The following is a 16451-nucleotide window of genomic DNA, read 5'->3' as shown; positions in this document are numbered from 1 at the left end:
GTCAGGCGACGCGTATTGTGAATCCTTGCACTTCGGACTTACCATTGTAGCGAATGCGGTTTTGTGACCCAGCGGACAAACTCATTGAGAGGTAAGGGACGGCTTACCCAGTATCCCTGAAGGTAGCGAACGCCTTTATCATGCAACCATTTGGCCTGCTCCGGCGTTTCAACCCCTTCTGCGACCGTCATCATATTGAGGCGTCTGGCGAGTGTAAGCACCGCATCCAGTACCGGTGATGTGACCGTTTCCGTACCTATCGCGTTAATAAAACCACGATCGATTTTCAGATAATCCAGCGTATAGCGTTCCAGATAAATCAGCGCGCTGTGTCCGGTACCAAAGTCATCAATGGCAATTTCAAAACCAACTGTATGCAGCCATTCGAAGAGTTGTGATGCTTCCTCTTCTTTGAGCATATCGCGCTCGGTGATTTCTAACACGATCTGAAAATGATTCGGCGGCAGCGAGGCGAGCAGTTGGCGAACGTCGTCTTTAAAACTGCTGCTGTGCAGGTGATCGGGGGCGATGTTGATGCCGAACTTTGCGCCAACAGGCAGTACTTTTTGCAGTTCATGGGCATCACGGGCGATGAGTTTAAACAGGTGTTGAGTCAACGGTACAATCATTTGCTGAGCTTCCGCGTAGTGAATAAACGCGTCCGGGGGGATTTCACCCGCAGTGGGATGCTTCCAGCGTAGCAACACCTCCAGCCCGGTGACGCTCAGCGAATGGGTATCCACGACGGGCTGATAAACCACATAAAACTGCTCGCGCTTGATCCCGTTAACGATCTCCTTACCCGGCCGAAGGCGTACACTCATGATGTAATAACAGAGCAGCCCGGCAATGATTCCGCCCATCCCGCCCAACAGCAGTGCATACCACAAATCGGGCCAGGTCCAGTTATTGGCATACAGGCGTAAGGTAAGGGGAACGCCCTCGACCTTAGCAACACGTTCTGGTGTTCCAGTCAGTTCATCGACGGTCTGCAAGTGGTCGGAAAATGTTGATAGCACCGTATTCCCGACAATAATGGCAATCCCATCAAAATCCTCCTGTCGTGCGGTATAGAGCAGATAGGGGGTGAGGTTGATATTCAGCGAGGTGAAAACACCGCTATTGTTCACTAAAGGATTACGGTACCAAATCACCATGGCCGGTTTATCGGGCATCATTGGGGTACCGGGCAGGATCGTCATATCAATTTCTTTACGGATATCTATTCTGGGAACCAGGTCGGTAAGAAACGTATCCATTCCACCGGTTGCTGAAGAGCAGAACGCTTTATTATTCTTCACCAGCAAAAACGCACGCACATTCAGGCTAAACGCGGCGCGGGAAGTCAGCTCTGCGTTGACCTGCTGGCAGGTGTTTAAGGTCATCGGCTGGAGAAGGTCGGCGGTACTTTTGAGATCGGCAAAATAGTTTACCAGGTAGTGCTGGACATCCGCAATCAGGGTGTCGTATTTCACTTCCCGCTTATGCCACGCCATTAAGAACTGTAGGCTGCTGATCACGATAGCAACCGTAATCCCGGTAATCAGGCAGGCAAGCAGGATCTTTCGACCAGTCGGCAAGGTGCGTGTGAACATGATACCCGGGTTAACTCTATGGTTGCGGTTAAAAACTAAACTGAAGGAATGACAAGACTATAGCCTGATTGGATCGGTTAGTCATGATTTTCCAATACGATAACGAAATTAACTCAAAAAAAAACATCGCCGAAGCGATGCTTTATAATTCGTCTCGTCAGGACAGGCCAAGGGATAGCAATCTGACGATTAACTGCGGCTCAGAACCCGGCGCGCTTCGTTATAGCGCTTTTTCCAGTACGGTTCGTTCATGCTGGAGATAATGACACCGCTGCTGGTAGAGGCATGAACAAACTGGTTGTTGCCAATATAGATACCAACGTGTCGGCCCGTCGACCCTGCACGGAACAGAACTAAATCACCCGTCCGCAGGTTGCTCCGTGAAACGGATTTACCCGAACCTTGTTGTTCTGAGGTTGAGCGTGGAAGCTCTAAACCAAACTGTTCGCGGAAAGTACGTTGTACAAAGCTCGAACAATCAATGCCTTTTTTGGAATCGCCGCCAAGACGATAGCGCACGCCTTTCCAGTCAGCATACTGATCCATAATTCGCGATTTAACGTCGATATTACGAACCATTTTTTCAAATTCATCCTGAGAGGCTTGCAGTGAAGAAGAATCTTTACCCACAGCATGCGTCTCAGAATGCATATTCTTTGCGGTGTTGGTTGTTGTGCTACATGCAGAAAGCAGTACCGCTACTGCTATCGCGGGGATCCCGCGCAAAATATATCTCAGGATTGGTTGAGATTTGACCATTTTGATTGCTTTCCCTTGAAGTCCTTAACGAAAATATCGTTACAAATAATGCCAAACGTGACGAGACTAATTACCTGCGCACAATCAGACAATTCTTTATGTGCGAAAGTGTGGCTGAACGCACAAATTTATTCGCTATGAGAATAATTGCATGGCGAGGCAAAACGAGTCTGAGATTACCCGATTGCAAGCCTTATTGCGAGCGATTTTATCTGAAATATTATATGAAAATATGATGTTGATAGTGAATTAATGGATTGATTGATTTAAAAGCAAATGGCGCAAAAAATAACCAATCCTTTCATTTTTAAGGTAAATTTTTGTGAACAGAGAGTGACCATTTCGCTAAGAAGGTATTCCCGGTCTTCAATGGTCATTAAAAAATACAAACGCCAGTAATGTTAATAACTATGGGTTATTTGTTTATGATTTGTTTTTTTTGCCAGGGAGATAATTCTCAAAGAGCATAATAACCCGATCGCTTACAGGGGTTAACAGGAACCAGGGCAAGCCAATCATAACGACCGTCAATGAACCCACCGCGATATCTGTGAACCAATGAGCGCCAATTACAACGCGCGGAAAAGCGAAAACCACAACAATAATAAGGCCAATGGCACCTGCGATTTTTCCGAAATAACGCCACATAAATGCCGAAAAAATGAGTAGCATCATTCCATGGTCGCCCGGAAAACTGTCCTTCGAGGCGTCTTTTGTTGAAATATGCAGCAATTCACTGACGCGGTTAACATGGTCAAAACTAAGCGTTGGGCTCGCGCGTTTTACCGGCAGTAGCGCCTGGCCTAACTGGTTCAGGATAACGGCAGTGAGCAGCATCACCAGACCAATCATCACGATCCGGCGACGGCCTTGCGGGTTCTCTTGCAACCAAAAATGCAGCATCAGGCAACCCATCGCCAGCAGTGAACAGCCATCGAAAGCCCGATTATTGGTGATCGCGACCAGCCAAAGGAATGCCCGGCTTTCTACCAGCTTCTGATTGAAGAAGTGAAAGATGGCAGAGTCAACAGGGAACCAAAGCCCATGTCTGGCAGGAATATACCAGCTCAGGAACAAGGCCAGGCCTGTTAAATTTAACAGAAGTATCAGGGACCACCGGGTTTTCATATTTACATATTTCGCTGTTCAATGAATCGCGGGAAACCTTACGCGTGCTCGGCTAAACGAAGCTTCAACAACGCGCTCTGTAGTGCGTTCCAGTCCGTCTCGCTATTGGAAATCAGCTCAATACGACTGTCCGGCGGGGAGACATTTTGTGTCTCGATATGCAAATCGTCCCCCTGACGATTTATCCGTACCAGACCCTCCGCAATCCGCATCACCCCTTTCACCCGGCCAACGGGGGCGAGTCTTGCCCACTCCAGCAGTCCAATGGTGTCGAAAACGGTGTCGGCATCGAAAATCCAGCCGCAAGCCTGATGCCCCTGACCGCTGTTCAGACTACGACGCCAGCGCTGTTGTGTAGGCAGATTCAGCGCCGCCAGACCGCTCTTCTGCGGATGGCTGTGAGAATGTGCCGCGCTGGCGGGCAATTCAGCCAGATTCAGGCGTGGCAAATCCAACAGTTGGCCATCAATCTGGCCGTGATCGGCGTGAACCAGTTGGCGATCGCCGCCGTTGTGTTGCCACCAGTCTTGCAGTGCCTGGTCGCTTTCTGCCGTCGCCCGATCGGTTTTATTGGCGATAATCACATCGGCTGCTGCCAGCTGGTCGCGGAAGTTTTCATTGGCGACGCTTTTTTCATCCAGCAGTAAACGTGGGTCGAGGATGCAGAGGGTGGCGCGCAGATCGATCCACGGTTCATATACCGGTGCGGTCAGCAGATCGAGAATTTGCTTCGGATGGCCTAGCCCTGTGGGTTCAATCAGTAAGCGATCCGGTTTCCCCTGCCGCAACAGCGTATTTAAGCCGACCTGCATGGGAAGCCCGTTAACGCAGCACATACAGCCGCCGGGGATCTCTTTTAACAGTGCGCCGCTGTCTGCAAGCAGCGCGCCGTCAATCCCGACCTCGCCGAACTCATTGACCAGTACGGCCCATTTTTCTGCCGGATCTTTGTGTGCTAACAGATGAAGGATCGAAGTGGTTTTTCCGCTGCCCAGGAAACCAGTGATAAGGTTAGTTTTGGTCACGCCTGCTCCAGATTATGTGCCGTAACGATATGCATTAATCCTGGCGAAAAAAACGTGAAAAGAGAAGCGAAGGGCGAACGAAGAGCCTTCTCGTTCGCCTTAAGGGCAGAAATTGTTAATTTTTGAGTGCATCAATGACCGCCTGATGGGCACCATATTGTCTGATGCGTTGCCAGGCAGATTCAACAGCCTGAACAAAACCCGGTTGCTCAATGAGATCGGTGGCGAAAATTTCCTGCAATGAGAGCAGGGCCATCACCCGTTCCTCCTCGCTGCTGCTGGCAACCGCTGCACGAATCTTGTCGGCCAGCGGATCGCGAACATCAATCGCCTTACCGGCATCATCTGTGCCGCTGACGTAGCGCATCCATCCGGCCACCCCCAGCGCCAACAGCGGCCAGGCGCTGCCGCGTTCCAGATGAACCCGAATACCGGCAAGCATGCGCTGTGGCAGCTTCTGGCTACCGTCCATCGCGATTTGCCAGGTCTTGTGCTTAAGCGCCGGATTAGCAAAACGCGTTATCAGGCTGGTTGCATAGCCAGCCAAATCCACATCAGTGATGCGTAGCGTTGGTGCCTGCTCATCCATCATCAGTCGATAAGCCGCGTCACGGAACGCGCTATCCTGCATACAGTCGCTAATATGCTGGAATCCGGCCAGATATCCCAGATACGCGAGAAACGAGTGGCTGCCGTTCAGCATCCGCAGTTTCATCTCCTCCCAGGGCAAAACATCACTTACCATCTGTACGCCAGCAGCTTCCCATTGTGGACGGCCTGCGACAAAGTTATCTTCCACCACCCACTGGATAAATGGCTCACAGCTGATAGCGCAGGGGTCCGCCACGCCCAGTTCACGGGTAATTTCATCCAGCGACTCTTCGGTGGCGGCCGGCACAATGCGGTCCACCATCGTGCCAGGAAAACTCACGTGCTCGCGGATCCACGCCGCCAGCGCTGGGGAACGGCGTTCGGCCATGCCCAGAACCGCGTTTTTCACAACATGTCCGTTGTCAGGTATGTTATCGCAGGAGAGAACGGTAAACGGAGGTAAACCCCGCAGATGTCTGCGCGACAGCGCCTCAACCAGAATACCGGGGGCAGAATGCGGCGCTTCGGGCGTCTCGAGGTCATGAACAATACGTGGATTACCCACATCGAGCATCCCGGTGGCGGGGTCAATACAGTAACCCTTCTCGGTAATGGTCAACGAGACGATGGCCACCTGCGGCTCGCAGAACTTTTCGATAATCGCCGCCAGTGAGTCGAGTTTTGCATTCAGACATTCATTGACCGCACCGACTATAATTGCCTGATTGCCATCGGCCCCTTTTTCCAGAACGGTGTATAAATGGTCCTGCTTGCGCAGTTGGCTCATCAGCGTATCGCCGCTGAAAAGGCTTATTTCACCGATTCCCCAGTCACCACCCTGAGTATTCAGTACCCGGTCAGTCAGTAACGCCTGATGTGCGCGATGGAAGGCGCCAAAGCCAAAATGCACGATTCGGGTCTGGAGTTTTTGTCGATCGTAGCGGGGCGTTTGCACGGTTTTCGGCAGCGTTGCTGAGGCAATTGTAGTCATTTTCCATACACCTGATTAACGATAAATTAACAAGCTCAGTGTAAAGTTATATGACAGCAAATAAAATTGGTAAGCCGTGTTTATCCGGTTAATGTGAGCTGGATCAACCAACCATTGGGCGTTTGTTGATCCTCATTGAGAAGCCTGTATGGTAGTCGTCATGTGGCAACATTAATTTGGTATAACAACTTGTGAGGTGAAGCAATGGAACAAACCTGGCGTTGGTACGGACCGAACGATCCAGTTTCCCTTGATGACGTGCGTCAGGCTGGCGCAACGGGTGTTGTGACGGCATTGCACCACATTCCCAATGGCGAAGTGTGGCCAGTGGAAGAGATCAAAAAGCGTCAGGCGGTTCTGGCTGAAAAAGGCCTCACCTGGTCGGTGGTTGAAAGCATCCCGGTACATGAAGATATCAAAACCCGCTCCGGGCAGTATCAGACATGGATTGCCAACTATCAGCAGAGTATTCGTAACCTGGCGACCTGCGGCATTGATACCGTCTGCTACAACTTTATGCCGATCCTCGACTGGACGCGTACCGATCTTGAATACGAAATGCCGGACGGCTCCAGAGCGCTGCGGTTTGATCAAATCGCCTTCGCCGCGTTTGAGTTACATATCCTGAAGCGTGCGGGTGCCGAAGCGGATTACAGTGAGGAAGAGCAGCGTCAGGCGCAGGCCTATTTTAATGCGATGAGTGCTCAAGAGATTGAAAAGCTCACCCGCAACATTATTGCCGGGCTACCGGGCGCGGAGGAGGGCTACACCCTCGATCAGTTCCGTGCGCGTCTGGCAGAGTATGACGGCATCAGCAAAGACGATTTACGCGACAATATGGCCGTGTTCCTGCGAGCCATTGTGCCTGTTGCGGAAGAGGTTGGTGTGCGCCTGGCCGTTCATCCGGACGATCCGCCGCGCCCGATTCTGGGGCTGCCGCGCATTGTATCGACCATTGAAGATATGCAGTGGCTTAAAGAAACGGTCGACAGTATTCATAACGGCTTCACCATGTGTACCGGTTCTTACGGGGTGCGCGCGGATAACGACCTGGTGAAAATGATCGAAACCTTTGGCGATCGTATTCACTTTACCCATCTGCGTTCAACCTGCCGGGAAGAGAACCCGAAAACCTTCCACGAAGGCGCTCATTTGCAGGGCGATGTGGATATGGTGGCGGTGGTGACGGCTATTCTGGCGGAAGAGCAGCGTCGCAAGAACGCGGGCGATTTGCGCCCGATCCCGATGCGTCCGGATCATGGGCACCAGATGCTGGACGATCTGCACAAGAAAACCAATCCGGGATATTCGGCAATAGGTCGTCTGAAAGGGCTGGCTGAGGTACGCGGTGTTGAACTGGCGCTGAAAATGACCCAGTTCCGCGATTTGCTCTAGCTTCAGGATAAATGCCCGATGGCGCGTTGCTTATCGGGCCTACGGGGAAGTAGCAGTAGGCCGGATAAGGCGTTGAAAACGCCGCCATCCGGCACTGTTTTCCCTGCCGGATAATTAATCCGCGCGTCCCATATAACGACGTTCTTCGATATGAATGCGGATTTTCTCGCCCGCGCTCAGGTACTCAGGGATCAGAATCACCAGACCGGTAGTGAGCGTCGCAGGCTTGTTGCGCGCACTGGCGGAAGCTCCTTTGATGCCCGGTGCCGTTTCGACGATTTCCAGATCAACCGTCTGCGGCAGTTCCAGCGCCAGCAGTTGGCTATCCCAGAGCAGCACCTGCATGTCAGGCATCCCACCTTCCGGCATAAACAGCAGCTCTTCTTCAATCTGATCTTTCGTGAAGATATACGGTGTGTAATCTTCTTTATCCATAAAGACGTATTCGTTGCCATCGATATACGAAAAATCAACGCCACGACGCGTCAGGGTAACGGTATCGACAATATCATCGCCCTTGAAACGCTCTTCCACTTTCAGGCCTGTACGGACATCGGAAAAACGCATTTTGTACAGCGTTGCTGCGCCACGGGCGGTGGGAGACTGAATGTCAATATCTTTAACAATCAGCAGTTTGCCATTGTAATTCAGTACCATACCTTTTTTGATTTCGTTCGCTCTTGGCATCGAAAAGATCCTGTTGTGAAAATGAGTAAAATAATCGCGTCAAACTACTCGCGGCGGGGCTTTCAGGCAAGCGGAATTCACACTTTTGCTGGTGCAAAAAAGGTGGTACTGTGCGACTCCCGATCCGGTGGTCACAAGAAGAGAGTCAGATATGGAATGCCGTCCGGATTGCGGGGCGTGTTGTATAGCGCCGTCAATTTCAAGCCCCATTCCCGGAATGCCGCAGGGCAAGCCTGCGAACACCCGGTGCGTCCAGTTATCGGATGACAACCTGTGCAATATTTTCGGCTCGTCCCTGCGGCCAAAAGTTTGCGGCAGCCTGCAACCTTCGCCAGAAATGTGCTTAACCCACCGCGATGAAGCGATGATCTATTTGATCAGGCTTGAGGATGAAACTTCCCCTGCCAGCTTACCTTTCATGTAACGCATCCGCTCTTGCCCGCAGGATCGGTTTCATCAGGTAGTGAAGAATACTCCGCTTACCGGTAATGATATCCACCGAGGCCACCATGCCGGGGATAATAAGCAGCGGCTTGTCGTCAGTACCCAGATGGTTTCTGTCGGTGCGCAACCGTATCACGTAAAAACTGTTGCCATCCTTGTCCGTCACCGTATCCGGGCTGATTTGTACCAGTTTACCCGGTAGTCCCCCGTAAACGGTGTAATCGTAAGCGGAAAATTTCACCATCGCTTCCTGTCCGGGATGGATGAAGGCAATATCCTGAGGACGCACTTTCGCTGCAATCAGCAGAGTGTCATCCAGCGGAACGATTTCAACCATATCATTACCGGGCTGAATAACGCCGCCGATGGTGTTAACCATAATTTGCTGCACAATGCCGCGCACCGGTGAAACCACCATCGTACGATTCACCCGGTCTTCGATCGCTTTGCCCGTGGCGTCCGCTTTACTGAGCTCGGTGCGGGCTTCATTTAACTGGGTGAGCGCGTCACTGCGGGTACTGTCCTGCGTCTCCTTAATTTTGCTTTCAATCTCTTTCACCGCCGCCGCTGCGCCGGGTATCGCTACCAGCGTGGAGTTTAACTGGCCGCGTGTTTCCACTTCCGTTCGCTCCAGACGCAACACTTCAACGCGCGAGATGGCCCCTTTGGCAACCAGGGGTTTGGAAAGGCCAATTTCCTGTTGCAGTAATTTCAGCCCCTTCGCATACTGCTCCCCCTTTGACTGCATATCGAGAAGCTCTTGCTTCTTCTGGATCAGCTGTTCGTTAAGCCCCGAAAGCGTGCTGTTTACGCGATTGTTGATACTGGTGAACAGCTCCATTTCGCCTTTGGCAATATCCGGCGCTTTCTCCAGGATATCGGGAGACAGCGTGAGCGTCGTTTCGCCATTGATTTGCGCGGTCAGGCGCTGAACCCGCGCCCGTAATGCCATGCGATCGGCGTCCGTTTCTCCGGCGTTCGAGCGAAAGCGGGTGTCATCCAGACGAATCAGCGGCTGACCGGCTTTCACCACATCACCTTCCTTAACGTAAACCTGCGCCACGATGCCACCTTCCAGGTTTTGGATCTTTTGCAGCCGCGCGGAAGGGATTGCCCGTCCTTCGCCGCGCGTGACTTCATCAATGTTAGAAAATGCTGACCACAGAAACATCACGATAAAAAAGGCAAAAATCGCCCATAGCGTAATGCGGATGACGCGAGGTGAGTCATCGATTACCGCCTGATTGACTTCATTAATGGCGATTGGTGTGGATTTTCTTTCACCAAACAGCCAGCTCATGAGCTGGCTCAGCCTGTCAACGATTCGCATGGATTTGCCCCTTCTTCAGTGCGCTCATGACGTTCTCTTTCGGACCGTCGGCGATGATTTTGCCGTTATCGAGAATGATGAGACGTTCAACCAATGACAGCAGTGAGGCGCGGTGAGTCACCAACAGAAGCGTTTTATTTTCCACCACCGGGATCAACGCTTTTTTGATTAACTCCTCGCTGGTGTTATCCATTGAGCTGGTGGGTTCGTCCATGAGCAATATTGGAGGATCGAGGAGCAGGGCGCGCGCCAGCGCCACCGCCTGACGCTGACCGCCGGAAAGGTTCATGCCACGCTCACCGACCCGCATGTTATAACCGGAAGGATGGCGGCGGGCGAATTCATGCACGCCGGTAATCGTTGCCACGCGCAGCATATCTTCTTCGCTCATATAGCTGGCGCCATACAGCAAATTGTCGCGCAGCGTGCCGCTGAATAAATGAATATCCTGCGGCGCGTAGCCGATGTTGTGGCGCAGTTCATGGACGTCCAACTGCCGTGAATCAATATCATCAATCAGAATGCTGCCTGAATCGGGCTGATAAAAGCTCACCAGTAATTTTGCCAGTGAACTTTTGCCCGAGCCGCTGCGACCGATAATGCCGATCTTCTCCCCGGGCTTGATCGTCAGAGAGATACCGTTGAGTGACGTATATTGATTGCCGGGGTAGTGGAAGGTGACATCACGGAACTCAATCGAGCCAGACAGTTTTTCGCGTTTTAACGGCACCTCTTCGTCATGAACTTCCTGTTCCAGGTCCATCATCCGATCCACCGTCTCTTTGGTGGTTTTGGCACGCTGGTAACGGGTAATCAGTCCGCAGAGTTGGCCCACGGGCATCATTGCGCGGCGATGCAACAGATAGCAGGCCACCAGTCCGCCCTGGCTGAGATTACCGGTGATAATCACATAAACCCCGGCGACAATAATTGCCACGCCGCTGACCTGCTGAACCCAGGAGGTAAAGTTCACGGCGACAAACGAAAGTGATTTTACCTTCAGCTCCATTTTGCTGAGCTGACCGATAATCTGTTCCCACTGGTACTGGCGTTCGCTTTGGGCGTTATTGACCTTAATGGCATCCAGACCGGTCAGCGTTTCGACCAGCATGGCCTGGCGTTCGCTGGAAAGGCGGAACGTTTTCTGCACTCTGGACATTAGCGGGCGCTGAAGGAGCCAGTTGCCGATCAACGCGACCGGATAGGCAGCCAGAGGAATAAACACCAGAGGGCCGCCGATTATACCGATGACCAGAATAATCAGCAGGGTGAACGGAAAATCGATCATGCCGGTCAGCGTCAGCGAAGAGAGAAAATCACGCACCGACTGATATTCCTGAAAGTTTTGCGCAAAGCTCCCCACCCGAGTGGGGCGGAGCTTCATTTTCATGCCCAGCATCCGTTCAAATAATGCGGCAGAAACAATCAAATCAGTCTTTTTACCGGCCAGATCCAGACACATGCCGCGTAATACTTTAAGTATAAGATCAAAGAAATAGGCGATGGTGATGCCGACGGCCAGTACCCATAGCGTCGCCGTCGCCTGATTAGGGACGACACGGTCATACACGTTCATCACAAACAGCGGCGAGGCCAGTGCGATAATGTTGATCAGCAGACTGGCAATCACGGCATCGATATAGAGGAATTTCGACAGCTTCAGCGTATCCTGGAACCAGTTTTTGGTGCGTGGGATCATCGCCGTTGGCTGGGTGTCGTATTCATGTTCGGGCTGTAAGAAAATCGCGACCCCGGTATAGTTCTCCGCGAGTTCTTCACGCGACAGGGAAATTTCACCTCCCTCCGTTTCACTCGGTAACAGCCTGGCCTGCTGTTCATTCAGGGCAACCAGCACCGCCGCCTGATTATTTTTCAGCAATACGATAGCCGGGAGTGAGTGGACAGAGATCGTCTCCAGCGGCCGCTGGATCGTTCTTGCCTTCAGACCGGCACGGGCAGCAGCGCGAGGGAAAATACTCAGGATCAGAGTATGATTTTTTAGCGGCAGCCCGGAGGTCAATGCGTGACGTGATGTCGTGATATTGTGCAGCGTGCACACAATCATCAGACAATCTAATAACGGATCGTCATGGGTTAGCCGGGGATCGCTTCTGAGCACATCATCAGAATGCGAAAAGGCGTTGTCTTGAGAATCACTAGGTTGCGTCATATTCTGACCTCACAGCTCAGCGGCAAAACCGCTATCCTGAAGAACCAAGAAGGGCATACCCCATCAGGAAGACCTGAAATACCCCTACCCAAACTGTTATTTCAGTTCTGGTAACTCAACGTTTGTTGTTTGTGTCTCTTCAATGGGAAGCGACGAGGACGGTGGCTGAACCTTCAGCGCCTTGAGTAATGTTCCCGTGCGGGCGTTGATACGGTACGTAGAGAACATTTCAGTAAACTGCAATTCGACATAGCGGCGCTGCGCGGTGAACACTTCGTTTTCGCTGTCCAGCATATCCAGCAGGGATCGATCGCCTAAACTGAACTGCTCCTGATAAGCGCTGCGCACCGTCATGCTTCGGTCAGCATAATCTTTCGCGATGGGCAGTTGTTTTTCGGCGTTTTGTAAGGCGTTCCAGGAAAGGCGTAACTCTTCGTTAAGCTGGCGTAAGGCGTTATTTTTTACATCCTGCGCCTCTTTCATTTTGTAGGCATCGGACATTAATGCCGCGTCATCACTGCCGCCGTTGTACAGGTTGTAACGCATTTTCACCATCGCCTGCCATTCCTGACTATGGCCCCGGGTGCCGTCAATGTTGTCGTTCATCGTGCGTCCCACTTCAACGTTTACGCTGGGGTAGAAGCGTGATTTTGCGGCTTCATATTGTTGGCGTGTAGCCTCCACGTCCGCACTGGCCTGCTTCAACAAAGGGCTGTCTTGCAGCATCACTTTGCGCGCGGCATCCAGCGATTCAGGGACAGGAAATTTCTCCGGCATGGTGAGGTTTTCGGGTTCTTTGCCGACAACGCTTTGATAGTTCGCCATCGAGTCTTCGAGATTCGTTTGTTCGGTCAGCAGGTTGTTACGCGCTTGCGCCAGACGGGCTTCAGCCTGTTCGTAGTCCGCCTGACGACCAACGCCTTGCTCGGTACGTAAGGTGATCTGGTCGAAAATACGCTGGTGATTTTTCAGGTTATCTTCCGCGAGAAGCACCATTTGTTGGCCTCTAAGCACATCCAGATAGCTCTGGATCGCCGTCAACGCGGTAGATTCACTGGTGTCCATCACCGTCCAGGCGCGGGAATTCACAGTGGCGGTCTGTCGGGCAACTTCACTACGGGTGGCGAATCCGTTAAACAGGTTCTGCGTCACCATTATGCTGGATTCATTGCGCTGCAGGTTTCGCCTGTGTTCGCCATCGGCGCGCGTTGAAGAGTTGTCGGTTTGTTCCCAGCCGGTGCCCGCAGTGGCATCAATGCTCGGATAATATCCTCCGCGCGCGGCGCGCAGATCCTGCTCTGCCGATAAGCGACGATTGCTGGACGCACTGATCTCGGGATGCCAAATGATGGCATCCTTCACCGCTTGCTCAAGCGTCGTGGCGTCAGCGCTGTTAAGAGAAAGCAGTGGGATCCAGACTCCAAATAACAGCATGTTGCGATAAGACATAATGTCACCCCGTGCTCTGCGATAAAGTTTTGTTACCAGGCAAACCGCCACCTGCATTAGGTATTTCCGTCGCTGTCAGGCTTAGCAATCAAGTTATCCATGTCGTCGTGACCACCACCGCCGTGTCCTGCGTCATCAGCGCCTTCAACCGGCGCGCCATGACCATGCGGCTCAGGGCCATCTTTCGGATCGACCGGTACGGCAGGGGGGCTTTCACCCTGAATCAGACTGGCCAGATCCTGATGTTCGTCACTGTCGTGAATGATGTCGCTGAAGTTAAGCGGCTGCTCCTGATCCAGACTATGCGCGGACTGATCGGCGTGGTCCGCATCATGGCCCTGTTGCGCAATGTCGCTCTTACCCTGGTTTCCGGACTGGTCATGATCGGACCGATGATCATCGGACTGTCCATGGTCTTTATCGTGGCCATAGGCATATGCATTCCCCTGTCCGTGATCTTGCTCATGACCATGGCCTTTGCCACCGCCACCGCCACCGCCACCTCCATCGCTGTCATGGGCCTCGGCGTCATCCCCTGCGAGAGCGCCAAAGTCCATGTAGATATCTTCGGTATCCAACAGCGACAGTTCATGATCGCCGCCGTCTGCGGCGCTATCCGCTTCATGCTCGGTGCTACCGGTATCGACATTCTGCGCCGTCGTATTGTCCGCATCTGTCTGCTGATCGGGTTGGGCATCGTCCTGCGGATGATCGTCAGCGGTTTCGCTGCCGGCTTCGGCATGGTCAGTGTCTGACGCGTCGTCAGCAGGATGATCGTCACTGTTATCCGTACCGGTCCCACTTTCAAAGTGCGCACCGTCTTCCGCATTGAAGCTGAAATCCGTATCGTGGTGCTCGGAAGTGGTAGAGTTCACCTCCAGCGAGACGTCACCGATACTCTGCTGACCTTCCGGTAATTCAACCGAAACCTGACCTTCGTAATGCGTTGTCTGATCGTCAAAGGTCAGGGTGTACGACCCATGGTCGCTGTCGTAGCTGACGTCGGTATACTCTCCGCTAAAGTGCGCGCCCTCCGGCAGACCGGTTAGGGTGATTGAGGTCAGATGATCGCTGCTGTCGCCGCTTTGCAGATGGATATCGAGATCCAACGTGGCATCGTGGGTGACATCGGTCGCGCCGCCAAGGGGTGGGGAAGGGCCGTCACCAAACACAACCCCTTCGATACCATTTGCATTACCAATCGGGTGCGACCCGTTTTCAGAATGGGTAATTTGCAGGTTGTCGATAGAGTTGTTCTGGTGGTTATCCGGGTGGTCGACGCCCGACACGTTGTAGTTGCTGCTGTCGCCAGTGACGAAGATATAGTCTTTCCCGGCGGAGCCTTCCGGCACGCCCTGATTGCCCGTAATGTTGTTGATGGGGCGGAAGTCATAATGATCGTTTGCCCAGTCACCCTGCTGGTAATAGCCACCGGTATGTTCGCCAACAACGAAGATATCGGTATGCTGACCAGAGCTGGCATTCACGTTGCCGTTGCTGTCGTAATAATGGATCTGGTTCGGATTACTGCTCTCAGGAACGTGATCGCCCCGGATCGTGCCGTCCGGGCTGTCCGGCGTCAGCCAGATTTGCACGTTATCGCCAATAGCGATAATCACGCCATTTTGCACATCGTAGCCATTCGGATCGTCACTGCCGCCGTTGATATGCATCACGGTGTTGTCACTGCCGTCACCGGCGTTGCCGCCAGACGAGGCATCGACGATGAGGTGCACATCGGCCCCCTCAGTTGCGATCAGGGTTTGCGCCGTATCAGGCACGGTGTCTGTGATATCGGATGCGTCAGGCTGCTCATCGCCTGCTGCCACCTCCGGCGTCGCCTCGCCGATCTCAACAGGGGCAATATCTGACGCGGCGGGCTGGCCATCATCAGTTGCGACATCATCGACGGGCGCTTCTGCCGCCGTATCATGTTCAGTATCAGCGGAGGCGCCATCCGTATCGCTGACGAGCTGCCCGCCTTCATCTCCATCAAAGGTAAAATGATGATCGAGCTCATCGGACACCGTGGAGTCCACATCTATTGTGACATCGCCGATGCTGTCCTGACCTTCCGGCAGCGTCACCGTCACCTGCCCGTCATAGTGGGTCGTGTCGTCGTCGAAGGTGAGGGTGTAAGTGCCGTTTTCGGGGTCATACGTCACGCTGGTATATTCCCCACCGAACTCAGCCCCTTCCGGCAAACCGTCAATCGTAATGGATGACAGATGATCGTTGCTGTCTGTGCTATCAAGATCGACATCGAGGTTCAGCGTGACAGAATGAGTGACATCAGTATCCCCACCCAGTGAGGCAGACGGCCCGTCGCCAAAGACAATTCCTTCGATACCGTTGGCATTACCAATTGGGTGCGAGCCCGTTGTGTTGTTGGTAATTTGCACATTATCAACGGTGTTGTTTTGGTGGTTCTGCGGGTGATCGACGCCCGTGACGTTGTAGTTGTCGCTATCGCCAGTGACAAAGATATAGTCCTTGCCAGCTTCGCCCTCCGGGACGCCCTGATTACCGGTAATATTATTCACCGGCCTGAAGTCATAATGGTCGTTAGCCCAGTCGCCCTGCTGGTAATAGCCGCCGGTGTGGTCGCCTACTACAAAGATATCCGTATGCTCGCCGGAGCTGCCGTTCACGTTGCCGTTGCTGTCGTAATAGTGGATCTGGCTTGGGTCACTGCATTCTGGAACGTGATCGCCCTGGATTGCACCATCCGGGCTGTCCGGCGTTAGCCAGATCTGCACGTTATCGCCGATAGAGATAATCACACCGTTCTGAATGTCATAGCCGTTCGGGTTATCGCTACCGCCATTAATATGAGTAATCTCGTTATCGGATGAATCTTCCGTACTATCGCCCGGGGTCAAGGTGA

The 16451-nt window shown here is 52.8% G+C and carries 12 protein-coding genes; 2 read left to right on the top strand and 10 right to left on the bottom strand.

Features of this window, described 5'->3' with window-relative positions:
* Positions 1 to 38: 38 nt before the first annotated feature.
* The 5 genes from HVY19_RS13335 to HVY19_RS13315 form a co-directional block, all read right to left on the bottom strand.
* A complete protein-coding gene (locus tag HVY19_RS13335; RefSeq protein ID WP_181681060.1) occupies positions 39 to 1595 on the bottom strand; it encodes a cyclic di-GMP phosphodiesterase in 1557 nt (518 codons plus the stop codon).
* A gap of 189 nt (positions 1596 to 1784) precedes the next feature.
* Complete coding sequence (gene mepS / locus HVY19_RS13330; protein WP_181681059.1) at positions 1785 to 2354, bottom strand: bifunctional murein DD-endopeptidase/murein LD-carboxypeptidase; 570 nt, start codon at positions 2352 to 2354, stop codon at positions 1785 to 1787.
* Between the two features lie 423 nt (positions 2355 to 2777).
* On the bottom strand, positions 2778 to 3482 hold the full coding sequence (locus HVY19_RS13325; protein WP_181681058.1) for a phosphatase PAP2 family protein: 705 nt from the start codon (positions 3480 to 3482) through the stop codon (positions 2778 to 2780).
* A 38-nt stretch (positions 3483 to 3520) separates the two neighbouring features.
* On the bottom strand, positions 3521 to 4507 hold the full coding sequence (locus HVY19_RS13320) for a GTP-binding protein (RefSeq protein ID WP_181681057.1): 987 nt from the start codon (positions 4505 to 4507) through the stop codon (positions 3521 to 3523).
* A 115-nt stretch (positions 4508 to 4622) separates the two neighbouring features.
* Complete coding sequence (locus HVY19_RS13315; RefSeq protein WP_181681056.1) at positions 4623 to 6089, bottom strand: mannitol dehydrogenase family protein; 1467 nt, start codon at positions 6087 to 6089, stop codon at positions 4623 to 4625.
* A 204-nt stretch (positions 6090 to 6293) separates the two neighbouring features.
* Between HVY19_RS13315 and uxuA the strand changes: the two genes are divergently transcribed.
* Positions 6294 to 7484, top strand: a complete 1191-nt coding sequence (gene uxuA, locus HVY19_RS13310) for a mannonate dehydratase (protein ID WP_181681055.1) — start codon at positions 6294 to 6296, stop codon at positions 7482 to 7484.
* Positions 7485 to 7598: 114 nt separating this feature from the next.
* Here the strand turns inward: uxuA and yeiP are convergent, their stop codons facing one another.
* On the bottom strand, positions 7599 to 8171 hold the full coding sequence (gene yeiP / locus HVY19_RS13305) for an elongation factor P-like protein YeiP (protein ID WP_181681054.1): 573 nt from the start codon (positions 8169 to 8171) through the stop codon (positions 7599 to 7601).
* 151 nt (positions 8172 to 8322) lie between these two features.
* On the opposite strand from yeiP, the gene HVY19_RS13300 reads away from it, so the two are divergent.
* A complete protein-coding gene (locus HVY19_RS13300; RefSeq protein ID WP_181681053.1) occupies positions 8323 to 8595 on the top strand; it encodes a YkgJ family cysteine cluster protein in 273 nt (90 codons plus the stop codon).
* Here HVY19_RS13300 and HVY19_RS13295 read toward each other — a convergent pair.
* The 4 genes from HVY19_RS13295 to HVY19_RS13280 all read right to left on the bottom strand — a co-directional run bounded on the left by HVY19_RS13295 (position 8581) and on the right by HVY19_RS13280 (position 16446).
* On the bottom strand, positions 8581 to 9915 hold the full coding sequence (locus HVY19_RS13295; RefSeq protein ID WP_249419114.1) for an HlyD family type I secretion periplasmic adaptor subunit: 1335 nt from the start codon (positions 9913 to 9915) through the stop codon (positions 8581 to 8583). The genes HVY19_RS13300 and HVY19_RS13295 overlap by 15 nt on opposite strands.
* Before the next feature lie 16 nt (positions 9916 to 9931).
* Positions 9932 to 12115 (bottom strand): type I secretion system permease/ATPase, encoded by a 2184-nt coding sequence (locus HVY19_RS13290; protein ID WP_181681051.1) that lies wholly within the window; start codon positions 12113 to 12115, stop codon positions 9932 to 9934.
* A 96-nt stretch (positions 12116 to 12211) separates the two neighbouring features.
* A complete protein-coding gene (locus tag HVY19_RS13285) occupies positions 12212 to 13564 on the bottom strand; it encodes a TolC family outer membrane protein (RefSeq protein ID WP_181681050.1) in 1353 nt (450 codons plus the stop codon).
* Between the two features lie 56 nt (positions 13565 to 13620).
* The gene (locus tag HVY19_RS13280; RefSeq protein ID WP_181681049.1) at positions 13621 to 16446 is read right to left on the bottom strand and encodes a hypothetical protein; all 2826 of its coding nucleotides are present in this window, start codon (positions 16444 to 16446) and stop codon (positions 13621 to 13623) included.
* Positions 16447 to 16451: the final 5 nt, after the last annotated feature.

Source organism: Citrobacter sp. RHB25-C09, from assembly GCF_013836145.1.
Taxonomy (GTDB): Bacteria; Pseudomonadota; Gammaproteobacteria; order Enterobacterales; family Enterobacteriaceae; genus Citrobacter_A.
The sequence above is the reverse complement of the archived record's forward strand: the minus strand, read 5'-3'. Positions and strand labels throughout refer to the sequence as shown.

Coding starts and splice junctions, on each gene's coding strand:
- HVY19_RS13335 (WP_181681060.1), bottom strand. CDS start 1,595: ATGTTCACACGCACCTTGCCGACTGGTCGAAAGATCCTGCTTGCCTGC.
- HVY19_RS13315 (WP_181681056.1), bottom strand. CDS start 6,089: ATGACTACAATTGCCTCAGCAACGCTGCCGAAAACCGTGCAAACGCCC.
- mepS (WP_181681059.1), bottom strand. CDS start 2,354: ATGGTCAAATCTCAACCAATCCTGAGATATATTTTGCGCGGGATCCCC.
- HVY19_RS13285 (WP_181681050.1), bottom strand. CDS start 13,564: ATGTCTTATCGCAACATGCTGTTATTTGGAGTCTGGATCCCACTGCTT.
- HVY19_RS13290 (WP_181681051.1), bottom strand. CDS start 12,115: ATGACGCAACCTAGTGATTCTCAAGACAACGCCTTTTCGCATTCTGAT.
- HVY19_RS13300 (WP_181681053.1), top strand. CDS start 8,323: ATGGAATGCCGTCCGGATTGCGGGGCGTGTTGTATAGCGCCGTCAATT.
- uxuA (WP_181681055.1), top strand. CDS start 6,294: ATGGAACAAACCTGGCGTTGGTACGGACCGAACGATCCAGTTTCCCTT.
- HVY19_RS13325 (WP_181681058.1), bottom strand. CDS start 3,482: ATGAAAACCCGGTGGTCCCTGATACTTCTGTTAAATTTAACAGGCCTG.
- HVY19_RS13295 (WP_249419114.1), bottom strand. CDS start 9,915: ATGAGCTGGCTGTTTGGTGAAAGAAAATCCACACCAATCGCCATTAAT.
- yeiP (WP_181681054.1), bottom strand. CDS start 8,171: ATGCCAAGAGCGAACGAAATCAAAAAAGGTATGGTACTGAATTACAAT.